This window comes from Halomonas sp. PBN3 (assembly GCF_000475415.1).
Classification (GTDB): domain Bacteria; phylum Pseudomonadota; class Gammaproteobacteria; order Pseudomonadales; family Halomonadaceae; genus Halomonas; species Halomonas shengliensis.
On the sequence record NZ_AXCA01000006.1, the window covers coordinates 1 to 22,023 of the forward strand.

General features: G+C 68.8%; 16 protein-coding genes. 7 read left to right on the forward strand and 9 right to left on the reverse strand.

Annotated features, from left to right (window positions below; genetic code table 11):
* The 3 genes from Q673_RS0117875 to Q673_RS20250 form a co-directional block, all read left to right on the forward strand.
* Positions 1–943, forward strand: a 943-nt coding sequence (locus Q673_RS0117875) for a tyrosine-type recombinase/integrase (RefSeq protein WP_023004442.1), incomplete at its 5' end; no start/stop codon positions are given.
* A gap of 685 nt (positions 944–1,628) precedes the next feature.
* Entirely contained in the window at positions 1,629–2,480 is an 852-nt protein-coding gene (thpD, locus tag Q673_RS20245) for an ectoine hydroxylase (protein WP_442778048.1), read from the forward strand.
* Between the two features lie 115 nt (positions 2,481–2,595).
* A complete protein-coding gene (locus Q673_RS20250) occupies positions 2,596–3,261 on the forward strand; it encodes a fumarylacetoacetate hydrolase family protein (RefSeq protein ID WP_023004444.1) in 666 nt (221 codons plus the stop codon).
* Between the two features lie 84 nt (positions 3,262–3,345).
* Here the strand turns inward: Q673_RS20250 and speA are convergent, their stop codons facing one another.
* The 3 genes from speA to Q673_RS20265 all read right to left on the reverse strand — a co-directional run bounded on the left by speA (position 3,346) and on the right by Q673_RS20265 (position 6,589).
* Positions 3,346–5,256, reverse strand: a complete 1,911-nt coding sequence (speA, locus tag Q673_RS20255) for a biosynthetic arginine decarboxylase (RefSeq protein WP_081711935.1) — start codon at positions 5,254–5,256, stop codon at positions 3,346–3,348.
* Between the two features lie 8 nt (positions 5,257–5,264).
* A complete protein-coding gene (locus Q673_RS20260; protein ID WP_023004446.1) occupies positions 5,265–6,224 on the reverse strand; it encodes a homoserine kinase in 960 nt (319 codons plus the stop codon).
* Between the two features lie 74 nt (positions 6,225–6,298).
* Complete coding sequence (locus tag Q673_RS20265; protein WP_023004447.1) at positions 6,299–6,589, reverse strand: DUF2782 domain-containing protein; 291 nt, start codon at positions 6,587–6,589, stop codon at positions 6,299–6,301.
* A 156-nt stretch (positions 6,590–6,745) separates the two neighbouring features.
* Between Q673_RS20265 and polA the strand changes: the two genes are divergently transcribed.
* The gene (gene polA, locus Q673_RS20270; RefSeq protein ID WP_023004448.1) at positions 6,746–9,514 is read left to right on the forward strand and encodes a DNA polymerase I; all 2,769 of its coding nucleotides are present in this window, start codon (positions 6,746–6,748) and stop codon (positions 9,512–9,514) included.
* Positions 9,515–9,793: 279 nt separating this feature from the next.
* Here polA and Q673_RS20275 read toward each other — a convergent pair whose 3' ends face one another.
* Complete coding sequence (locus tag Q673_RS20275; protein WP_023004449.1) at positions 9,794–10,822, reverse strand: Fe(3+) ABC transporter substrate-binding protein; 1,029 nt, start codon at positions 10,820–10,822, stop codon at positions 9,794–9,796.
* Positions 10,823–11,061: 239 nt separating this feature from the next.
* Here Q673_RS20275 and Q673_RS20280 point away from each other — a divergent pair, with 239 nt between their 5' ends.
* Positions 11,062–12,234 (forward strand): ABC transporter ATP-binding protein, encoded by a 1,173-nt coding sequence (locus Q673_RS20280; protein ID WP_023004450.1) that lies wholly within the window; start codon positions 11,062–11,064, stop codon positions 12,232–12,234.
* Here Q673_RS20280 and Q673_RS20285 read toward each other — a convergent pair.
* The 4 genes from Q673_RS20285 to dctP form a co-directional block, all read right to left on the reverse strand.
* Positions 12,151–13,833, reverse strand: a complete 1,683-nt coding sequence (locus tag Q673_RS20285) for an ABC transporter permease (RefSeq protein WP_023004451.1) — start codon at positions 13,831–13,833, stop codon at positions 12,151–12,153. The genes Q673_RS20280 and Q673_RS20285 overlap by 84 nt on opposite strands.
* A gap of 162 nt (positions 13,834–13,995) precedes the next feature.
* Positions 13,996–15,324 carry a TRAP transporter large permease gene (locus Q673_RS20290; RefSeq protein WP_023004452.1) on the reverse strand — a complete coding sequence of 443 codons (1,329 nt, stop codon included), beginning with the start codon at positions 15,322–15,324 and terminating at the stop codon, positions 13,996–13,998.
* Positions 15,321–15,824, reverse strand: a complete 504-nt coding sequence (locus Q673_RS20295; RefSeq protein ID WP_023004453.1) for a TRAP transporter small permease subunit — start codon at positions 15,822–15,824, stop codon at positions 15,321–15,323. The genes Q673_RS20290 and Q673_RS20295 overlap by 4 nt, the downstream gene beginning before the upstream one ends.
* Positions 15,825–15,926: 102 nt before the next feature.
* Positions 15,927–17,036, reverse strand: a complete 1,110-nt coding sequence (gene dctP / locus Q673_RS20300; protein ID WP_023004454.1) for a TRAP transporter substrate-binding protein DctP — start codon at positions 17,034–17,036, stop codon at positions 15,927–15,929.
* Between the two features lie 362 nt (positions 17,037–17,398).
* On the opposite strand from dctP, the gene Q673_RS20305 reads away from it, so the two are divergent.
* Both Q673_RS20305 and Q673_RS20310 read left to right on the forward strand, forming a co-directional pair.
* Complete coding sequence (locus Q673_RS20305; protein WP_023004455.1) at positions 17,399–19,576, forward strand: tRNA(Met) cytidine acetyltransferase TmcA; 2,178 nt, start codon at positions 17,399–17,401, stop codon at positions 19,574–19,576.
* 259 nt (positions 19,577–19,835) lie between these two features.
* Positions 19,836–21,305, forward strand: coding sequence for an aminoacyl-histidine dipeptidase (locus Q673_RS20310; protein ID WP_023004456.1), 1,470 nt, complete (start codon positions 19,836–19,838; stop codon positions 21,303–21,305).
* A gap of 76 nt (positions 21,306–21,381) precedes the next feature.
* On the opposite strand, the gene Q673_RS20315 is transcribed toward Q673_RS20310, so the two are convergent.
* Entirely contained in the window at positions 21,382–21,855 is a 474-nt protein-coding gene (locus tag Q673_RS20315) for a Dps family protein (RefSeq protein WP_023004457.1), read from the reverse strand.
* Between the last annotated feature and the right edge of the window lie 168 nt (positions 21,856–22,023).

Genomic DNA, 22,023 nt, shown 5'->3' on the forward strand with positions numbered 1-22,023 from the left:
AATGAAAACATTTACCTTTGATGACTTGCTTCAATCCTATTTTTCTGAGAGGTGGCTGACTGAGAGGAGCCGTATTTCCTACAGCGTGCCGGTGAAGCTGTTTCGGCGATTCGCGGGGCAGGATAAGCTGCCTGAAGAAGTGACCCGTGACGATGTAAGAGAGTGGAGAGAGTTCTGCTTTTCGGAGGCGGGGCGAAACCTGGCACATTCAAGCTGGAACAACTACTGCAGGCATAACCGGATCCTCTTCAAGCATGCGATTGATCATGCCTTGATCGATACCTCCTTCAACCCTTTTGCCAAGATGGAGGTCACCTCTCCCAGGAAGCGAAAGAAGACACTGAGCAAGCGGCAGGTCGAGATGGAACGCGAGGCCATCAGCTTGTATAAACGGATAGAGGTTCACCAAGGAAAGCCCTCCATGCTGCATCCCGTCTGGTTCTGGGAAGCCGTGTTTGAAACGTTCTACCATACCGGTATTCGACTGACTCAACTGCTGCTGATGAAGCCCGAGGATGTCAACCTAAAGAGCCGCGTTCTCACCGCTACCTGGCAGGGCGCAAAGAATAACCGGGAGCACTTTGTTCCCATCTCCAATGCCCTCTATCCGCATTTGGAAAACCTGCTGAATTCTGCCAGAGCGGTGGGTATCCAGCGGGGCGAGCAGCTCTTTAACGTGAACCGATTCAGCGTTCGCCACCGAATGGAGACGATGGATTCCTGGCAGGTAGAGGGCTTCTATCAGAAGCTGTCCAAGATCTGTGGCTACCAGATGAGCCCGCACCGATTCCGTCATACCCTGGGCACCGAGCTGATGAAGGAGCCGGATCGTAATCTGCACATCGTCAAGGCGCTGCTCGGCCACAGCAACATCAGCACGACGCTGGAGTACGTCGAGGTCGATATCGGCAGCCTGCGCAGTGCCATTGAGGGGCGCCTCTAAACTCGGGCGCCATTAGGCAATCCCGGTCACGACCCAAGCGGTGCCGGGCTGATGAGTCAGCCCGGCACCGCTTTTTGCTTCCCTTGAGAGCCCTTCCGCGCCTTTCGGCCAGACTTAGACGATCGTCTGAATTAGCCCGCCCTGATGCAGGTTGACAGCTGGTTCCTCATCCTCTTCAATAGCTACTCGATGATGCCGTGTGATGCTGGTGATAATTCCTGATTTCCAGGCTGTCCCTATACGCATTTCACGAGGCCTTGCGCTAGGCGTAATGCACTGATTTTTCTACTGTTTTTGGTGGTGTGACTTGTAATCAGTAGGCCCCGGGTTCGACTCCTGGTGCCGGCACCATCCAGACTCCGCGCCGCTGCGCGACCATGACCGCCCATCGAGGCGGTTTTTTGTGTCCCTTGAAAAGGGGCGGGGCATCCCCACATCTGGTCTCGCGGCTCCTGCTCCCTGGGGTCGCTCACGGCTGTCTCGCCGTCGGAACACGAGTTTTGCTGAGACTGATCACGGACACACAGGAGGTGATTGGATGTCAGTCAAGATGTCTGACCGTGCGTTTGAGAAGACCGTTTCCCGTCATGGTGTCGTCGACTCGCCGGACCCGCAGAGCCGCGTGAAGAGCGCGCCGCGCCCCGGCGAGGATCCCTACCCGACGCGCCTGGCCGAGCCCTTCGACATGCCCTGGCTCAACCGCCGCGAGGCGGTGGTGAAGGGAAGCGCCGAGGAGGGCCCCCTGAGCCAGGCGCAGCTCGACGAGTTCGACCGCAAGGGCTTTCTCTTCGAGCCGAACTTTATCAGCGGCGAGGAGCTTGACGAGCTGCGCCGGGAGCTTGCCGCGCTGCTGGAGCGCGATGACTTCCGGGGCCGCGACTTCGCCATCACCGAGCCCTCCGGCAACGAGATCCGCTCGCTGTTCGCGATGCACTTCCTCTCCGAGCGCTTCGCCCGCCTGGCCCGTGACGAGCGCCTGGTCGGCCGTGCCCGGCAGATACTGGGCGGCGAGCCCTATGTGCATCAGTCGCGCATCAACTACAAGCCCGGCTTCGAGGGCAAGGGCTTCAACTGGCACTCTGACTTCGAGACCTGGCACGCCGAGGACGGCATGCCGGCGATGCATGCGGTGAGCGCCTCCATCGTGCTCACCGACAACCATCACTTCAACGGCCCGCTGATGCTGATCCCGGGCTCCCACAAGGTGTTCGTGCCCTGCCTGGGCGAGACGCCGGACGACAACCACAAGCAGTCGCTGAAGACCCAGGAGCTCGGCGTGCCGAGCCGCGAGGCCCTGACTGCGCTGGTCGAGCGCCATGGCATCGAGGCGCCCACCGGGGCCGCCGGCGGCCTGCTGCTGTTCGACTGCAACGTGCTGCACGGCTCCAACGCCAACATGTCGCCGGACCCGCGCAGCAACGCCTTCTTCGTCTACAACCGCCGCGACAACCGCTGCGTGGCGCCCTTCGCGGCGCGCCGTCGTCGCCCCGGCTTCCTGGCCCACGACCCGGACGAGGCCTGGGCGCCGGAGGGGTGAGGGACCCGCGGTGACGGCCTCGTGACGCTGGCGCTGTGGCGTGTGCCGCGGGCTGCGGTAGACTGGGAGGTCTGTCGCGCCCGCGGCACGTCTAACGAGAAGGAGAAGATGCGCCATGCGCTTTGTCCCCCGCTTCACCGACGGCCAGGCCTTTCCCGAGCGGCTCGGCAAGATCGTATGCGTCGGCCGCAACTACGCCGACCATGCCCGGGAGCTCGATAACCCGGTGCCCAGCGAGCCGCTGCTCTTCATCAAGCCGGCGACCAGCGCCGTGCCCCTGGCTGCCCCCATCGAGGCCCCCTTCGCCCGGGGCGAGGTGCACTACGAGACCGAGCTGGCGCTGCTGATCGGCGAGGAGCTGACCCACGTCACCGCCGACGAGGCGGAGCGGGCCGTGGTGGGTATCGGGCTGGCCCTCGACCTCACCCTGCGTGACGTCCAGTCGCGCCTCAAGGAGAAGGGGCACCCCTGGGAGATCGCCAAGGCGTTCGACGGCGCCTGCCCGCTGTCGGACTTCCTGCCGCTCTCCCAGGTGCCCAACTGGAGCGGGCTTGCCTTCACCCTGGAGGTGGACGGCGAGCCGCGCCAGCAGGGCGAGGGGGCCGACATGCTGTTCCCGGTGCCGACCCTGCTGGCCGAGATGAGCCGCCACTTCACCCTTCAGCCCGGGGACGTGGTGCTGACCGGCACCCCCGCCGGGGTCGGCCCGCTGGAGCGCGGCAGCGAGCTGCGCTTTACCCTGACCGGCGGCCTGGAGGTGACCACCCGCGTGGTGGAGTGAGGCCTGGGCTGGCATGAGCCCTGGCCGCAGACGACGACGCCCCGCTCGAGCGGGGCGTCGTCGTGTCGGGGGTGGGGGTCCCGGCTATTCGAGATAGGTATAGCCCGCCAGGCCCTCGGAGAGGTCGTCGAGGAAGCGCTCCTGCTCGGCCACCTCCAGCCCGCTGGCGGCGAGCTGCTCGGCCAGGTGGTCGCGCAGCACCTCGGCGTCGAAGTTGACGTAGCTAAGCACGTCGGCGACCCGGTCGCCCTGCTGGATATGGCTGAAGCTCCAGCTGCCGTCGGCCTTGAGGGTGGCGTCCACTGAGTCGGTGTCGCCGAACAGGTTGTGCAGGTCGCCGAGGATCTCCTGGTAGGCGCCGACCATGAAGAAGCCCAGCAGCCGCTCGTCGTCCTCCTGCCACTCCGGCAGCGGCAGGGTGGTCTCCACCCCCTGGCCGTCCACGTAGCCGTCGATGCGCCCGTCGCTGTCGCAGGTGATGTCCTGGATCACCCCGCGCCGGCTCGGCTCCTGGTCGAGCCCGGTCAGCGGCACGACCGGGAAGATCTGCTGGATGCCCCAGACGTCGGGCACCGACTGGAACAGCGAGAAGTTGACGAACAGCTTGTCGGCGAGCTTTTCGGCCAGCTCGTCGTCGATCTCGCGGTGCACCCGGTTGCGGGTGTCGAGGCGCGCGCGCAGCCGGGCGCAGGCGGCGAAGTAGACCGCCTCGCCCTCGGCGCGGGCGGTGATGTTCGTCAGCCCCATGACGAAGCGCTCGTGGAGGTCGCCCATGGCCTGCACCAGGTCGTGCCACGCCTCCACCAGGCCGCGCTGGTCGGGGGCATCGCCGAGCAGGTCGTGGACCCGCCACAGCTCGTCCACCTGGGGGTCGCCCTCGACCCGGCGCTCGGGGGAGGCGTCGCTGACCCGCTCCTCGCCGATCACGTTGGTGATCAGCACCGCGTGGTGGGCGGTGAGCGCGCGCCCCGATTCGCTGATCAGGTGGGGCTGGGGCAGGTCGTGTTCCTGGCAGGCCAGGCGGAAGGCGTAGACCACGTTGCGGGCGTACTCGAGCATCGAGTAGTTGGCCGAGCAGAAGCTGCGCGAGCGGGTGCCCTCGTAGTCGACCCCGAGGCCGCCGCCGACGTCCACGGTGTCGACCGGGGCACCCAGCTCCACCAGGCCCTGGTAGAAGCGCGCGCACTCATTGAGGCCGCGCTGGATGTCACGGATGTTGGCGATCTGCGAGCCGAGGTGGAAGTGCACCAGTTGCAGGCTGGCCAGGGCGTCGGCCTCGCGCAGCTGCTCCACCACCGCCAGGATCTGGCTGGCGGTGAGGCCGAACTTGGACTTCTCGCCGCCGGTGTTCTGCCAGCGGCCGCGGCCCACGCTGGCCAGCCGGGCACGCAGGCCGATGCGCGGCGTGACGCCGAGCGCGGCGGCCTCCTCGAGGATCAGCGGCAGCTCCGAGAGCTTCTCCACCACCAGGTAGACGCGGTGGCCGAGCTTCTCGCCCATCAGCGCCAGGCGCACGTACTCGCGGTCCTTGTAGCCGTTGCAGACGATCAGCGAGGGACCGTCGCCGGAGAGCGCCAGCACGGCGAGCAGCTCCGGCTTGCTGCCGGCCTCCAGGCCGACGCGGTCACGGCCGCGCTCGGGGGTGGCCAGTATCTCCTCCACCACCCGGCGCTGCTGGTTGACCTTGATCGGGTAGACCGCGGTGTAGCCGCCATCGAAGGCCTCCTCGGCCATGGCGGTGTCGAAGGCGGCGCACAGCTGCTCGACCCGGTCGTGGAGGATGTCGATGAAGCGCACCAGCACCGGCAGGCGTAGACCAGCGGCCTTGAGCCCCTCCACCAGGTCGTCCAGCGGCAGTGCCGGCCCATCGCTCTCGCTGCCCAGCGGACGCACCAGGGCATGGCCGGAGTCGTCGACGTCGAAATAGCCGCTGCCCCACTGGTCGATGTTCCAGACGCGCCGTGCGCGGCGGGCAGGACTCGTGGTACTGGCCATGGAGCGGCTCATCGGCTGGCCTCCGGCAGGGGCAGGGCGCCATGGGCGAGGCGCGCCTTGAGGATGGTACGGAAGCGTTCGGGGTCGTGGGGGGTGAGGTCGTGGGCGGGCGGGTCCACGTAGACCACCAGCAGTCGCGAGAGCCAGTAGCGCAGCGCGGTGAGGCGCAGCATCATCGGCCAGGCATCGCGCTCGGTGGCGGTCAGCGGTCGCCGGGACTGGTAGGCGGCGAGCAGCGCATCGTGGCGCTCGGCATCCAGCCGGCCGTCTTCGTCGCTCGCCCAGTCGTTGACCACGATCGCCAGGTCGAACAGCAGGTCGCCGGTGCAGCCGTTGTAGAAGTCGATGATGCCGCCCAGGCGGTCGCCCTCGAACAGGGTGTTGTCGCGGAACAGGTCGCCATGCAACGCGCCCTGGGGCAGCTCGGGGCCGTCGCCGAAGGCGCCCTGGTAGATATCCACCTCGTCCTTCATCAGCGCCTGGTCCTCGGGCGCCAGGTAGGCCAGCACCTTGTGGTGCATGGGCATCAGCCAGTGCAGGTCGCGGGGGTTGGGACGGTGGCCGGGGAAGTGCTGCGACACCTTGTGCAGGCGTCCCAGGGTCTCGCCCAGGGCGCGGCACTGGGCCAGGTTGGGGTCCCTGGGATGCTTGCCGGGCAGGCGGGGGAAGAGCAGGGCCGGCTTGTCGGCCAGGCTGTGCAGCGCCACGCCGTCGCGGTCGTGCAGCGGCCCTGGTACCGGCAGGCGGTGCTCGTCGAGGTAGTCGAGGAGGTCGACGAAGAACGGCAGCTCCTCGTGCTCACCCTGCTCGAACAGGGTCAGCACCAGCTCGCGGCGGTCGGTGGTGACGAAGAAGGTGCTGTTCTCGGTGCCGGCAGGAACGCCCTCCAGGGAGACCAGCGAGCCGGCGTCGAAGCGGCTCAGGAAGGCCTCGACCTGGGACTCGGTCAGCGGTGTGAATACGGCCATGTGTCTCTCACCCGGGAATGCCAAGCCGCCTATTGTAGCGACTTGCGAGTGTGATGCACGCGTCGTCTACCGCCTCAGAAGGTCTTCAGCACCCACTCGGGTACGGCGATGCGGTCGCCCTCCTGGCGCTCGAAGTTGCCGTCGCCATCACGGTCCACCAGGTAGTAGGAGGGACCGCTGGAGGGGCGGATCTCGATGGCGTAGAGCTCGCCGTTGACCCGGTACTCGCGGATGGTGCGCTCCTCCTCCTGGCGGATGGTGATGTCCGGGGCCAGGGCCTCGTCGGACTGGGCCAGCGCGGGCAGGGCGGCGACGAGCAGGCCCAGGGACAGCAGCAGGGCGGAGAGGAAACGAAGGGTGCGCATGGGAACCTCCAGGCCGCCGGGGGCGGGGCAATGATGGGTCTGCCCCCAGTGTAGGGCCTTCCCGCCCCGGCGCACACCGGTCGCGGCAAAACCCCCGCGCAATGCGTATCATGGTTGACCAGAGTCACTTCCCGAACAGCTGCAACGGATGCCTCCATGGCCGATACCCCCATCGTTCTCGTCGACGGTTCCTCCTACCTCTACCGCGCCTTCCACGCTCTGCCGCCGCTGACCACCTCCGAGGGGCAGCCCACCGGCGCCATCAAGGGCGTGCTCAACATGCTCAAGCGGCTGATCAAGGACTATCCGGACAGCCCCATGGCGGTGGTCTTCGATGCCCCGGGCAAGACCTTCCGCGACGAGCTGTTCGAGCAGTACAAGTCCCACCGCCCGCCGATGCCCGACGACCTGCGCGACCAGGTGCAGCCGCTGCACGACTGCGTGAGGGCGCTGGGGCTGCCGCTGCTGTGCATCGAGGGAGTGGAGGCCGACGACGTCATCGGCACCCTGGCGCGCCAGGCCACCGAGGCGGGACGCGACGCGGTGATCTCCACCGGCGACAAGGACATGGCCCAGCTGGTCAACGCCCATATCACCCTGGTCAACACCATGAAGGACGAGACCCTGGACGTGGCCGGGGTCAAGGAGAAGTTCGGGCTGCCCCCCGAGCTGATCATCGACTTCCTGGCGCTGATGGGGGACAAGGTCGACAACATCCCCGGGGTGCCCGGTGTGGGCGAGAAGACCGCACTCGGCCTGTTGCAGGGCATGGGGGGCGGCCTCGATGCCATCTACGCCGATCTGGAGAAGGTCAAGACATTGGGCTTCCGCGGCGCCAAGACCCTGCCGAAGAAGCTTGAGGAGCACCGCGACCAGGCCTTCCTCTCGTACCAATTGGCCACCATCAAGACCGATTGCGAGCTGCCCGTGGGCCTCGACGACCTCGATATCGCCCACCCCGACCGCGAGGCGCTGCTCGAGCTCTACCGCCGCTTGGAGTTCAAGGCCTGGCTTGCCGAGTTGCTGGAGGGCAAGGACGAGGGCGTGGATGACGTCGCCGGCGGCACCGCCACCCCGGATGCCGACGGAGAGCAGGCCGGCGGCAGCACCTCGGCGAGCCGCGAGGACCACGTCATCCTCGCCCAGGCCGACCTCGACGCCTGGCTCGCGCGACTCGAGGCAGCCGATACCTTCTGCTTCGATCTGGAGACCACCAGCCTCGACTACATGGAGGCGCAGATCGTCGGCGTGGGCCTGGCCCTCGAGCCCGGCGAGGCCGCCTATGTGCCGCTGGCCCACGACTACCTCGACGCCCCCGAGCAGCTCGACCGCGACGCCGTGCTCGCCGCCCTCAAGCCGCTGCTGGAAGATGAGTCGAAGACCAAGGTCGGCCAGAACCTCAAGTACGACATCTCGGTGCTGGCCAACGTCGATATCGCGGTGGCCGGGCCGCTGGAGGACACCATGCTGGAGTCCTACGTGCTGGACTCCACCGCCACCCGCCACGACATGGACTCCCTGGCGCTCAAGTACCTGGGCGAGGCGACCACCTCCTTCGAGGCGATCGCCGGCAAGGGCGCCAAGCAGCTCACCTTCAACCAGATCGCCCTGGAGCAGGCGGTGCCCTACGCCTGCGAGGACGTCGACATCACCCTGCGCCTGCATCGCGAGCTGCGCCCGCGGCTGGCGAAGGAGGGGCGCCTGGCCGAGGTGCTCGAGGCGATCGAGCTGCCGCTGGTGCCGGTGCTGTCGCGCATGGAGCGCACCGGGGTGGCCCTGGACCCGGAGCGCCTCCACGCCCAGAGCCAGGAGCTCGCCCGGCGCATCGACGCCCTTGAGGTCCGCGCCCATGAGCTGGCCGGGCGCGAGTTCAACCTCGGCTCGCCCAAGCAGCTCGGCCAGATCCTCTTCGAGGAGCAGGGCATCCCGGTGCTCAAGAAGACCCCCAAGGGGGCCCCCTCCACCGCCGAGGCGGTGCTCGAGGAGCTGGCGCTGGACTACCCGCTGCCCAAGGTGATCATGGAGCACCGTGGCCTGGCCAAGCTCAAGTCCACCTACACCGACAAGCTGCCGCGGCTGGTCAACAAGGCCACCGGGCGGCTGCATACCAGCTACCATCAGGCGGTTACCGCCACCGGACGGCTCTCCTCCAGCGACCCCAACCTGCAGAACATCCCGATCCGCACCGAGGAAGGGCGCAAGATCCGCCAGGCCTTTATCGCCCGGCCCGGTTATCGCATCGTCGCCGCCGACTACTCCCAGATCGAGCTGCGTATCATGGCGCACCTCTCCGGCGACAAGGGGCTGCTCGCGGCCTTCGCCGAGGGGCGCGACATCCACGCCGCCACCGCCGCCGAGGTGTTCGGGGTGGCGCTCGACAAGGTCACCCCCGACCAGCGGCGCAGCGCCAAGGCGATCAACTTCGGGCTGATCTACGGCATGAGCGCCTGGGGCCTGGGCCGGCAGCTGCATATCGAGCAGGGCCAGGCCAAGGTCTATATCGACCGCTACTTCGACCGCTACCCCGGGGTGGCGCGCTACATGGAGCGCATCCGTGCCCAGGCCGCCGAGGAGGGCTTCGTGGAGACGGTGTTCGGCCGGCGCCTCCACCTGCCGGAGATCCGCTCCCAGAATCGCGCCCGCCGCCAGGGGGCCGAGCGCACCGCGATCAACGCCCCCATGCAGGGCACCGCTGCGGACATCATCAAGCGGGCGATGATCGACGTCGACGCCTGGCTGCGCCAGGGCGAGCTGGACGCCTGGATGGTGATGCAGGTCCACGACGAACTGGTGTTCGAGGTGGCGGAAGGGCAGGTCGACGACTTCATCGAGCAGGTCAAGGCGCGCATGCAGGCCGCCGCCGAGCTCGAGGTGCCGCTGATCGTCGAGGCCGAGTCGGGGGCCAACTGGGACGAGGCCCACTGACCATCAAGCTCGCCTTCGCCCTTGGCGTGCAGCGCTCCTGTGGGAGGCCGGCTCTGCCGGACGAATGGCGCCGACAGGCGCCCTGGTGGTGCCGGGTGAGTATGGCAATCACCGCCGGGAGGCCTGCGGCCTCCATCGCCCGGGGAGCCCGGCCTCCCACCATAAAACCCGGCCTGAGCCACTCTCTGCCGTATTCACTCATGCCAATTTGCGATGCACCATAAAGAAACGCCACCGCGGCTGCGGTGGCGTTTCGGGTTGAGGCGAGGGGCGAAAGGCTTAGCGCCAGCCGACGCGATCGAAGATCTTGATGGCTTCGGGGTTGTTCTCGCCCAGCTTGCTGATGTTGAGGCTGTCCTTCTTGAAGTTGCCCCAGGACTCCAGCACCGGGTTCATCTTCACGCCCGCCACTACCGGGAACTCGTAGTTGCCGTTGGCGAAGATCTCCTGGGCGGTATCGGAGGCCAGGAACTCAAGGAAGCGTACCGCGTTCTCGCGGTTCGGCGCGCCCTCGACCACGCCGGCGCCGCCGACGTTGACGTGGGTGCCGCGGCCGTCCTGGTTGGGGAAGATCACGCCGACCTGGCGGGCCACCTCGCGGTCGGCCTCGTCCTCGGAGTGCAGCAGGCGCACGTAGTAGTAGTGGTTGGCCACCGCCAGGGAGCACTCGCCGCTGGCCACGCCCTTGATCTGGTCGGTGTCGCCGCCCTCGGGGTCACGGGCCATGTTGGCCACCACGCCCTGGGCCCACTCCTCGGCCCCCTCGGCGCCGTGGTGCTCCACCAGGGAAGCGAGCAGCGACTGGTTATAGATGTTGTTGGAGGAGCGGATGCAGACCTCGCCCTCGAACCGCGGGTCGGCCAGCTCCTCGTAGCTGCCGATCTCGGCCGGGTCGAAGCCGTCGCGGTCATAGAAGATGGCGCGGGCGCGCTGGCTGAAGCCGAACCACAGCCCCTCGGGGTGGCGCATCGACTCGGGCAGGCGCTCGTTCAGCACCTCGGACTCGACGCCCTGGAAGACCCCCTCCTGCTCGGCCCGCCACAGGCGGCCGGCGTCCACGGTGATCATCACGTCGGCGGGGCTGGCCACGCCCTCGCGCTTGATGCGCTCGATCAGCTGGTCGGAGTCGCCCTCCAGCAGGTTGACCTCGATGCCGGTCTCCTCGGTGAAGGCCTGGTAGAGCGCCGCATCGGAGTCGTAGTGGCGCGCCGAGTAGATGTTCAGCTCGTCGGCGGAGGCGGCGGACGCGAAGGCGGAGCCGGCCAGGGCGACGGCGATGGGGGCGGCGAGACGAACGTGCTGGATCATCGTGACCTCGTGAGCAGTGCGGTGAATGTCGTTATGTCGAATGATAATACGTTGCATTATTGACGGTTTCATTGAAGCGCCCCGGATGCGACCCGTCAAGGGGCGAATCGAGGTTTTCCTGGCCTGGAGCAGGAAACGGCGGAATGCGAGTCGCTTTCAAACGCATTACCGCCCACGATCGGTTATGATGGAGGCAAGCTCCAGCGACACCGTCTCCACCCACACGACGTCGAGGGCCTATGCACCAGAATCTCAAGCCACCGTTCGCGTCCGGCGCCACGGCGCTCTCGATGCAGGGGATCCACCACGCCTTCGGCAAGCGCGAGGTGGTCAAGGGGGTCGACCTGGAGGTGCTGCCCGGCGAGGTGGTCTGCCTGCTGGGCCCCTCCGGCTGCGGCAAGACCACCCTGCTGCGCATCGCCGCCGGCCTCGAGACCCTGCAGCAGGGCCGCGTGACCCTGGAGGGGCGCGAAGTAGCCGGCGCCGGCGGGCGCCAGGTGCCCCCCGAGAAGCGCAGCGTCGGTCTCGCCTTCCAGGACTCCGCGCTCTTCCCCCACCTCTCGGTGCTGGAGAACGTCACCTTCGGGCTCAAGCACCTGCCGGCCGCGGAGCGCCGCCGCCGCGCCCTGGGGCTGCTCGAGCAGCTGGGCATGGCGGCCCATGCCGAGAGCTATCCGCACATGCTCTCCGGTGGCCAGCAGCAGCGTGTCGCCCTGGCCCGCGCCCTGGCGCCGGCGCCGCAGCTGATGCTGCTTGACGAGCCCTTCTCCAGCCTCGATGCGCGGCTGCGCGACCAGATTCGCGACGACACCCTGCACGTGCTCAAGAAGGTCGGCGCCGCCACCCTGCTGGTGACCCATGACCCCGAGGAGGCGATGTTCATGGCCGATCGCATCGCCCTGATGTGCGACGGCCATATCATCCAGGTGGGCACGCCCCGGGAGCTCTACTGCAACCCCAGCGACCCCTTCGTGGTGACCTTCTTCGGCGAGGTGAACGAGCTCACCGGCGTGGTGCGTGACGGCGTGGTGCACACCCCGGTCGGGGTGATCGAGGCGGGCTGGCTGGCCGAGGGAAGCACCGCGCGGGTGCTGGTGCGCCCGGAGGCGCTGCAGGTCGAAGCCCGGGAGGCGCCGGCCGAGGCGCACAGCCACAGCCATATCGTCATGGCTAAGCTGCTGGGGCGCAGCAGCCTGCTGCATATTTGCGCCCATGGCGATGAGGGTGACGAGGCGCATATCCACGCCCGGGTGCCGGGGGTCTTCCTGCCTGCCGAGGGGCAGCCGGTCACCCTGCGCCTGGACCCCTCCCAGGTGTTCGTCTTCCCCTCAGCCGCCGCCGGGTCGCGAGCGGCGCATGGCCAGGCTGAGCAGGATCACCGGGATTATGCCTACGGCCACGATGGCCAGTGAGGCCGTCGAGGCCTCGGCGAGGCGCTCGTCGGCCGCCAGGCTGTGGGCGCGTACCGCCAGGGTATCGAAGTTGAAGGGGCGCAGGATGATGGTCGCCGGCAGCTCCTTCATCACGTCCACGAATACCAGGATACAGGCCGCCAGCAGGCTGCCGCGCATGATCGGCGTGTGAACCCGCTTGAGGGTGCCGGTCGCCGTGTGCCCCAGGGTGCGCGAGGCGGCGTCCATGCTGGGGGTCACCTTGCCCAGGCTCGCCTCCACGGCGTTGAACGACACCGCCAGGAAGCGCACCACATAGGCGTAGATCAGGATGAACGCCGAGCCGCTGAAGATCAGCCCGATCACCTCGCCGCCGCGCGCCAGCATCCAGGTGTTGATGGCGTTGTCGAGCCAGGCGAAGGGGATCAGGATGCCCACCGCCACCACCGAGCCGGGAATCGCGTAGCCCATCGCTGAGATGCGGGTGGCGGTGCGCGTCAGGCGGGTATCGTTGAGCCTTACCCCGTAGCTGAGCACCACCGCCAGGGTCACCGCGATCAGCGCCGCGATGGCGGCCAGGGTCAGGCTGTTGCGGGCGTAGCCGATGAAGGCGGCGCCGAACAGCGAGTCTCCCTGCTCGATGGCCAGCTGGGTGAGGATGCCGCTGGGGATCAGGAAGCCGCCGAAGATCGGCAGCAGGCAGGCCAGGAAGGCGCCGGCCGAGGCCCAGCCGCCGAGGCGGAATTCCGGCAGCTGCTGGTAGCGGCTCGAGGTATGGAAGTAGCGGCGCTTGCCCCGCGACCAGCGCTCCAGCAGCACCAGGGCGATCACGAAGGCCAGCAGGCAGGCCGCCAGCTGGGCGGCGGCGACCTGCTCGCCGAGCCCGAACCAGGTGCGGTAGATGCCGGTGGTGAAGGTGTCCACGCCGAAGTACTGCACCGCCCCGAACTCGTTCAGCGTCTCCATCAGCACCAGCGACACGCCGCCCACCAGGGCCGGGCGCGACAGCGGGATTGCCACGCTGCCGAACAGCCGCCAGGGGCCGCGGCCCAGGGTGCGGCCGACGTCCAGCATGCACACCGACTGCTCCATGAAGGAGGCCCGGGCCAGCATGTAGACGTAGGGATAGAGCACCAGGGTGATCAGGGTGGCGGCGCCGCCTAGGGAGCGGATGGCGGGGAACCAGTAGTCGCCATGCTCCCAGCCGAACAGCTCGCGCAGCCAGCCCTGCAGTGGCCCCGAGAACTGCAGGAAGTCGGTGTAGGCGTAGGCGATCACGTAGGTCGGCACCGCCAGGGGCAGCAGCAGCGCCCACTCGAACAGCCGTCGCCCGGGGAAGCGGCACATCACCACCAGCCAGGCGGTGCCGGTGCCCAGGATCAGCGTGCCCAGCCCCACCGTGACCACCAGAAAGAGGGTGTTGGCCAGGTAGCGCGGCAGCACCGTGCTGGCCAGGTGCTGCCACACCCCGTCGGTGGGCATGACGATATGGGCCAGCACCGCCAGCACCGGCAACGCCACGATCAACGCCACGCCGAGCAGCAGCGCGGTCCAGGGGGTGAAGGCGGGCAGGAGCCGGCGGGGAAGGGCGGGCAGGCTGCCAGGGGTGGGTCGGGACAAGGCAGGCTCCTTGCGGGGCAGGGTTGCAAATGCGAGACGTTGGCGCCGGCAAATGGTATCAGTTGCCCGCCTCGCCTGCAGCCGCCATCGCCTGACCGGCGTCAACACGACGACGCCCGCCGTCACGGGACGGCGGGCGTCGCGCCGGGGCCTTCGAGAGGGTCAGTAGCCCAGCAGCACCGAGGGCAGGCCGGTGATCAGGGCCGGGAAGAAGGCCATCAGCACGCAGGCCAGCAGGATCAGCGCCACGAAGGGCACCACCGCCTTGTAGAGGTCGAGGGTCTCCACCCCGGGCGGCGCCACCCCCTTGAGGTAGAAGAGCGCATAGCCGAAGGGCGGCGTCAGGAAGGAGGTCTGCAGCACCACGGCCACCATCACCACGAACCACAGCACGTCGATGCCCATGCTCTCGACGATGGGCAGCATGATCGGGAAGCTGAGCAGCACGATGCCGGTCCAGTCCAGGAACATGCCCAGGATGAAGACCAGGAACAGCATCAGGATCAGCGCCCCGGTGGTGCCGCCGGGCATCGCCATCACCACCTCGGAGATCACGTCCATGCCGCCGCCGATGGAGAACACCCCGGTGAAGGCGGTGGCCCCCACCACCACCAGCATCACCATGGTGGTGGTCTTGCTGGCCTCGATCAGGGTGCGGTAGCAGGTCGAGGCCTTGCGGTCGCCGAAGATCAGGAACAGCAGGAAGGCGATGAAGACCCCGATGGCCGAGGCCTCGGTGGCGGTGGCGATGCCCAGGAACAGCGAGCCCAGCACGCCGAGGATCAGCGACATCGGCGGCAGCACGTACTTGCCGAGCATGACCAGCAGCTCGCTGGTGGAGACCTCGGCGCGCTCCTCGGCGGGCACCGCCGGGCCGTAGCTCGGCTTCACATGGCAGATCACCAGCACGTAGAGGGCATACATGAACCCGAGCATCAGCCCGGGCACCAGGGCACCGGCGAACAGCGCCCCCACCGAGACCGGCGAGTAGCTGGCCATCAGGATCAGCATGATGCTGGGCGGGATCAGGATGCCCAGGCAGCCGCTGGCCATGATCACCCCGGCGCTGAGCTGCTTGTTGTAGGAGTACTTGAGCATCGGCACCAGGGCGATCATCCCCATTACCGCGATGGAGGCGCCGACGATGCCGGTGGTGGCGGCCAGCAGCACCGAGACCACCACCACGGTCAGCGCCAGGCCGCCGCGCAGGTTGGCCAGCAGCAGGCGCATCGACTCGAACATCTTCTCGGTGACGCCGGAGTCGTTGAGGAAGCGCGCCATCAGGATGAACAGCGGGATGGCCACCAGGACATAGTTGTCCATGGAGTTGCCGTAGATGTTGTTGATCAGGATGCCCAGGGTCTTGGCGCCGGGCCCCAGCCAGGCGGCGACCACGGCGACGCCGCCCAGCACGAAGGCCAGCGGGTGGCCGAGGAAGAGGCCCAGCAGCAGGCCGCCGAACATGAACAGGGTGAGCAGCTCGGCACTCATGCGGGGGTCTCCTTGCGCAGTTCATCGAAGGCGCGGATGACGATGGCGACGGCCTGCAGCAGCAGCAGCACCGCGGCCACCACGATCACGCCCTTCACCGGGTAGACGGGGATGGACATCATGCCGTAGGTGGTCTCGCCGCGGCTGAAGGAGCGCTCGAAGAAGGCCCAGCCGAAGGTGAGCAGCATCCAGATGAAGGGCACGAAGAAGAGCAGGTAGCCGAGGATTTCCAGCACCGCCTGCTTGCGGCGGGATAGCAGGCGCTTGAGCACGTCGACCTCGACGTGGGCGTGATGGCGCAGGCCGAAGGCGGCCATCAGCATGAAATGGGCGCCGAACAGCATCTTGGTGACATCGAAGGCCCAGTCGCTGGGACGTCCGATGAAGAAGCGGGCGGCGATGTCGTAGACCACGATCAGCGTGATCACGGCGAGCAGCGGGGCGATCAGGCGTCCGAACCCCTCGTTGAGGGCATCGATGGCCCGGGCAATGGCGTTCATGGTGAGGCTCTCGGAAACGGGCGAATCACACGAAAGGCGGCGCCAGGGGCTCCCGAGCGCCGCAGCGGCGCCGGGCCCCGAAGGGCCCGGCGATCTTTCCGCTTACTGGTTCATGCAGGCCTCGAGCTCCTCCAGGGACGGCAGGTTGTCCATGGTGCGGCTCATGTTGAAGGGCACGGTCACGTCACGCCAGTTGGCGTAGTGCTCCAGGTAGCTGACCATGGAGTGGTAGACCTTGGCATGCATCGGGTCCTCGCAGGCGCCCTGCAGGATCACCTCGTTGGTGACCTCCTGGATGCGCGCCAGGTCCTCCTCGGAGAGCTGGTTGATGGTCATGCCCTCTTCCTTGAACTTGACCGTGGCCTCGGTGGAGCCGCGCTCGGACCAGGCCAGCGACCAGGCCATGGTGGCCTCGGCGGCGATCTTCAGCTTCTCCTGGGTCTCCTCGGAGAGGGCGTCCCAGGCGTCCTTGTTGATCATCACGCCGAACACGCTGGCGGACTGGTGCCAGCCCGGGGTGGACCAGTAGTCGGCCACCTCGCCGAAGCCGGCCTTGTAGTCCACCCCTGGGGTGGAGAACTCGCCGGCGTCGATCACGCCGCGCTCGATGGCCTGGTAGACCTCGCCGCCGGCCAAGGTGACCTGGGAGCCGCCGAGCTTCTCGAGCACGCGGCCCTGGTCACGGCCGGAGAGGCGCAGGCGCTTGCCCTCGAGGTCGGCGATGCTCTCGATGGGGGTGCCGCCCATGAAGCCCGACTCGTTGTTGGTGATGCCGTAGGGCAGGTAGACCATGTCGTACTCGCCATAGACCTCCTGGTAGAGGTCCCAGCCGCCCCACTGGTTGATCCAGTTGAGGTAGTCGACGCCGTTGAACAGGCTGGTGGTGGTGGCCAGCGGCGAGAAGGCCGGGCTCAGGCCGGCCCAGTAGCCGGGCCAGTCACCGGCGGCCTCGATGGCGCCGGTCTGGGTGGCGTCGAACACCTCGCTGCCCGGCATCAGGGTGCCGCCGGCGCGGAAATCGATGGTGAGCTCGTCGCCGGCCAGCTTGTTGACCAGCTCGACCCAGTGGCGGTCGATCTGGATCAGGTCCAGGTTGTCCGGCCAGGTGGTGGTCATGGTCCACTCTTCCTGGGCCTGGGCGGTGGTGCTCAGCGTGGCCAGGGCCACGCCGGCGGCCAGGCCGGTGAGGGTGAAGGTGCGCAGTGCTTTCATGTTGTTCTCCCTTCAGGGTCCGGGCAGTCGGTGCCGGACGGCACCGCTTGGAATGCGAGGCCGCGGGGCCAGGGTTCCTTACCCTCGGCAGCCTCGCGGCGACGGCTCAAAGCTAGCATGCCAGTGGCGCGAGATTCGATTGCGCTTATGTGAAGATGGTGGCGGCGGTGTCGGCCGCTGCCGGCGGTGCGCGGTGCCTCGGCTACGGCCCGAGACAGGCCGCAAACGGCAGGAAATCAATCGCTTGCGGTAAGTTTACGTTAACGTAAATGGCGAGTTTCACGAGGCGCCCAGCGTTGAAGGTGGGTGTCGTCATGCGACCAAAGTGCAAGATGAAAGGCGTGAGCCGGGAGGGCGCGAGGATGCATCGCCGCGAGGAAGCCGCCGTGCGGGTGCTGCGGTCGCATGCCCGGCGCCTGGGGCACCGCCGCTGGCGTGGCCTGGTGTGGCTGCAGGGGACGCCCGCCGCCTGCCGGGCCGCGGCGCTCGAGCTGTGGGGGGCCGGCGGCTGGCCGGCGCCGCTGTGGCTCGGTCCCGATGCGCCGGCGGGGCTCACGCCTCCGGCCTGGCTGCCGCCGGCCCGGGCCCGCACCCGCCTGGGGGGCGAGCATGGCCTGCTGGTGGTGGATGCCGTCTCCGCCGCTGCCGGCCTCGACCCCGATGCGGTGGCGGCGCTCGCCGGCACCCTGCGTGCCGGTGGCCTGCTGGTGCTGATGACCCCACCCGACTGGGGCGCGCGTCCCGACGCCGACTACACCCGCCTGGCCGAGCACCCCTGGCGTCCCGAGGCGCTCACCAGCCGCTACCTGGCCCGGCTGGCGCGCCTGCTGGCGGCCGAGGATGGTGTGGTTCGCTGGCGCCCCGGTGAGTCGCCGCGACTCCCCCGGCTGCCCGCCCGCCCGTCCTCCCAGGCATTGCCGGTGGCGGATGCCGACTGCCTGACCGCCGACCAGGCCGCCGCGGTGGAAAGGCTCGCCCGGCTGCGCCGCCGTCGCCCGCTGGTGATCACCGCCGATCGTGGCCGCGGCAAGAGTGCCGCCCTGGGCATCGCCTGTGCCCGCTGGCTGGCCGCCGGCGAGCCCGAGGTGCTGGTCACCGCGCCGCGTCCTGCGGCCGTGGAGAGCCTGTTCGAACGCCTGGCGGCGCTGTGCCCGGAGGGGCAGCGCCAGGGCAGCGATTTCATCACCGAGGGAGGGGAGGTGCGCTTCGTGGCCCCCGATGCCCTGGCCGAGCTGGCCCGGGCCGGCGAGGCGGGTGGCGCCGGGCGCCTGCTGCTGGTGGACGAGGCGGCGGCGATCCCCGCCGGGCTGCTGGGGGAGTGGCTCGGCGCCTTCCCGCGCATCGCCTTCGCCACCACCGTGCACGGCTACGAGGGCTCCGGCCGCGGTTTCGCCCTGCGCTTCCGCGAACGCCTCGAGCGTGCCACCCCGGCGTGGTGCGGGCTGCACCTGGCGGCACCGATTCGCTGGGCGGCCGACGACCCCCTGGAGCCGCTGCTCCATCGCCTGCTGATGCTGGATGCCGAGCCGCCCGCGGCGAGCGATTCGTGGGCCGACGCCGCGCCGTTGCCGAGGCGGCTGTCCAGGGAGGCACTGGCCGCCGACGAGCCGCGCCTGCGGGGCCTGTTCGGCCTGCTGGTGCAGGCCCACTACCGCACCACGCCGAGCGACCTGCGCCTGCTGCTGGATGGCCCTGGCCTCGCTGTGACGGTGCTGGAGGCCGGCGAGGCGCCCCTGGCGGTGGCGCTCACCGCCGACGAGGGCGGCTTCGAGGCCGCGCTGGCCGAGCGCGTGGCCCGCGGCGAGCGCCGCCCACGCGGCCACCTGATGGCCCAGTCGCTGGCTGCCCACGCCGGCGTCCGCGCGGCGCTCACCGGCCGCCTGCGCCGGGTGGTGCGTATCGCCGTGGCCCCGGAGCGGCGTCGCAAGGGGCTGGGGCAGGCGCTGATCGAGGCGGAGCTTCAGCGTGTCCGGGAGGAGGGCCGCGACCTGCTGGGCGCTAGCTTCGGCGCCGAGCCGGGGCTGATCGCCTTCTGGCGCCGGCTGGGGTTTCGCACAGTGCGCCTGGGGCTGACCCGCGAGACCGCCACCGGCGAGCACGCCCTGATGGTGGCCAGGGCCACCGGCGAGGGCGGCGAGCGCCTGCTGACCACCCTGACCGAGCGCTTCCAGCGAGCGCTGCCGGGCCTGCTCGCCTTCGAGCTGCGCGACCTGGCCCCGGAGGTCGCCGCCGCCCTGCTGGCGGAGGGCGACGCCCCGGCCCTTGCCGACGACGATCGCCAGGATGCCGGGGATGTCGCCGCCGGCCATCGTGAACCGGCGCTGGCGCGACCCGCGCTGCAGGCGCTAGTCCGTCACGCCCTGGCCCGCGGCGTGCCCCCCGAGGACGCCGACCTGGCACTGCTGGTGGCCTGGGGCTTCCAGGGCTTGAGCGGCGAGGCCCTGGCCCGGCGCCTCGGCGAGCCGGGTCGGCGCCAGGCCACCGCCCGGCTGCGCCAGGCGGTTGCACGGTTAATGCTCTCAGCGAGGCGCCGGGGATAGGTCTGGAGGGGGTCCGAGGACCAGGGGTGAGGAGCACTGCTCCGAACGGGCTGGCCATGGATGGCCAGCACCGGACCTGCAAGCGGAGCGGGACGCGAGAGCGCCGCAGGGCCGAGGTAGCGCCCAGGGAGGGGTTCATAGCGCCCCCGAACAGACCTGTCGCCGGGTAAGCCTCGCGCCGCCAAACGTTGTTCGGTCCACAGCTTCCCCTGCCGCAGTGTGCTGAGTAAGGTAGGTCGGTCAATCAGGAAGGATCACCATGAACGAACATCTCGACCGGCTCGCGCCGCAGCCGCTGTGGCGCCATTTCCGCACCCTCTGCGAGACCCCGCGCCCCTCCGGCCACGAGGCCGCCCTGGCGGCGCGTCTCGAGGCCTGGGCCGACGCCCGTGGCCTCGCCCACGAGCGCGACGCCTTCGGCAACCTGCTGATTCGCAAGCCCGCGACGCCCGGCCGCGAGGACGCCCCGGGGGTGATCTTCCAGGGCCATCTCGACATGGTGCCCCAGGCCAACAGCGGCCACCCCCACGACTTCACCCGCGACCCCATCGAGACCCGCCTCGGCGACGACGGCTGGCTGCGCGCCAGCGGCACCACCCTGGGTGCCGACAACGGCCTCGGCGTAGCCGCCGCCCTGGCGATCCTCGAGGCCGATGATCTCGAGCACGGCCCGCTGGAGGCGCTCTTCACCCTGGAGGAGGAGTCCGGCATGGGCGGGGCACTCAACCTCGCCGAGGAGTGGCTCACCGGGCGCTATCTGCTCAACCTCGATTCCGAGGATCGCGGCGAGGTGTTCATCGGCTGCGCCGGCGGCACCGACGTGGTGGTGGAGGCGCAGCTGCCCACCGCCCCCCTGGCCGAGGACGAGGTGGTGCTCAAGCTGTCGCTCACCGGCCTGCGCGGCGGCCACTCTGGCATCGACATCCACAAGGGGCTGGGCAACGCCAACCGCCTGCTGGTGCGCGCGCTGCGTGCCCTGGAGCGCTTCGATGCGCGCCTGGCGAGCTACGCGGGCGGCACCCTGCGCAACGCCCTGCCGCGGGAGGCCTTCGCCGTGGTGGCGCTGCCCGAGGAGGAGCGCGAGGCCGCTGTGGCAGAGGTGGCGGCCCTTGAGGCCACCCTGCGCGACGAGCTGGCCGGGGTCGATGAGGCCCTGTCGCTGAGCCTGGCGGCCGCCGAGGGAGCCGTCGACGAGCCGCTCACCGCCCAGGCCACCCACCTGCTGCTGGCCGCCCTCCACGCCGCCCCCTGCGGCGTGGAGCGCATGAGCCAGGAAGTGCCCGGGGTGGTCGAGACCTCCAACAACCTCGGTGTGGTCAGCCTGGAGCAGGGGCGCTTCCAGCTCGGCGCCCTGGTGCGCTCGCTGCGCGACAGCGCCACCCGGGACCTCGCCGACCGCCTGCGCGCCCTGTTCGAGCTGATCGGTGCCCGGGTGCGCATCGAGAACGGCTATCCGGGCTGGACCCCGCAGCCGGACAGCGAGCTGCTGGCGCGCTTCCGGCGGGTGCACCACGAGCGGCTGGGCAGCGAGGCGGCGGTCAAGGTGATCCATGCCGGCCTCGAATGCGGCATCCTCGGCGGCAAGTACCCCGGGCTTGAGATGATCTCCTTCGGCCCCACCATCCGCGGCGCCCACTCGCCGGACGAGCGCGTCGATGTCGAATCGGTGGCGGCGTTCTGGACGCTGTTGCGTGCCCTGGTGGAGGACCTGGCCCGTCCTGTGGCCTAGGCACCGGTCACCCGCCGGACACGACGACGCCGAGCCCAAGGGCCCGGCGTCGTCGTTGGGGAAGTGCCGTTCGGTATCAGGCCAGGTAGCTGGCCAGCATCCACACGGTCTTCTCCTGCTCGCGGATGTAGTCGCCGGCCTGGGCGGCGGTGCCCTCGTCGTCGGCGTCGGCGGCCAGCGAGAGGAGCTCGCGCTGCAGCTCGATCAGCACCTGGTAGCCCGCCAGCACGCCCTCGACGCAGGCCTTGCCGTCCGAGACGTTCTTGTCCTCACGAATCCGTGAGATCTCGACGTAGTCGCTGTAGGCGTGCACCGGCTGGTGGCCCAGGGTGAGGATGCGCTCGGCGACCTCGTCGATCTTGGTCAGCAGGTCGGTGTAGAGCTCCTCGAACTTCTCGTGGAGCTGGAAGAACTGCGGGCCCTTCACGTTCCAGTGGTAGCCGCGCACATTCATGTAGAAGATCTGGTAGTTGGCCAGCAGCTCGTTGAGCTTCTCGGCCAGCTGGCTGGCGCTGGCCTCGTGCAGGCCGATGCGGTTGGTGTTGCTCATGGGTCGTCTCCTTGGTCGCTGTCTATCCATGGTCGCCGCGCCGTCGCCCGGCGGCCAGCGAATCCTGATCATGGTCATCATAGCCTTGTTGCATGACATCTTGGCGGGCGAGGTCGATTTCAAGTGACCTGCGTCATCCTGCCGCGCCAAGAGTGCGGGGCTATTGCA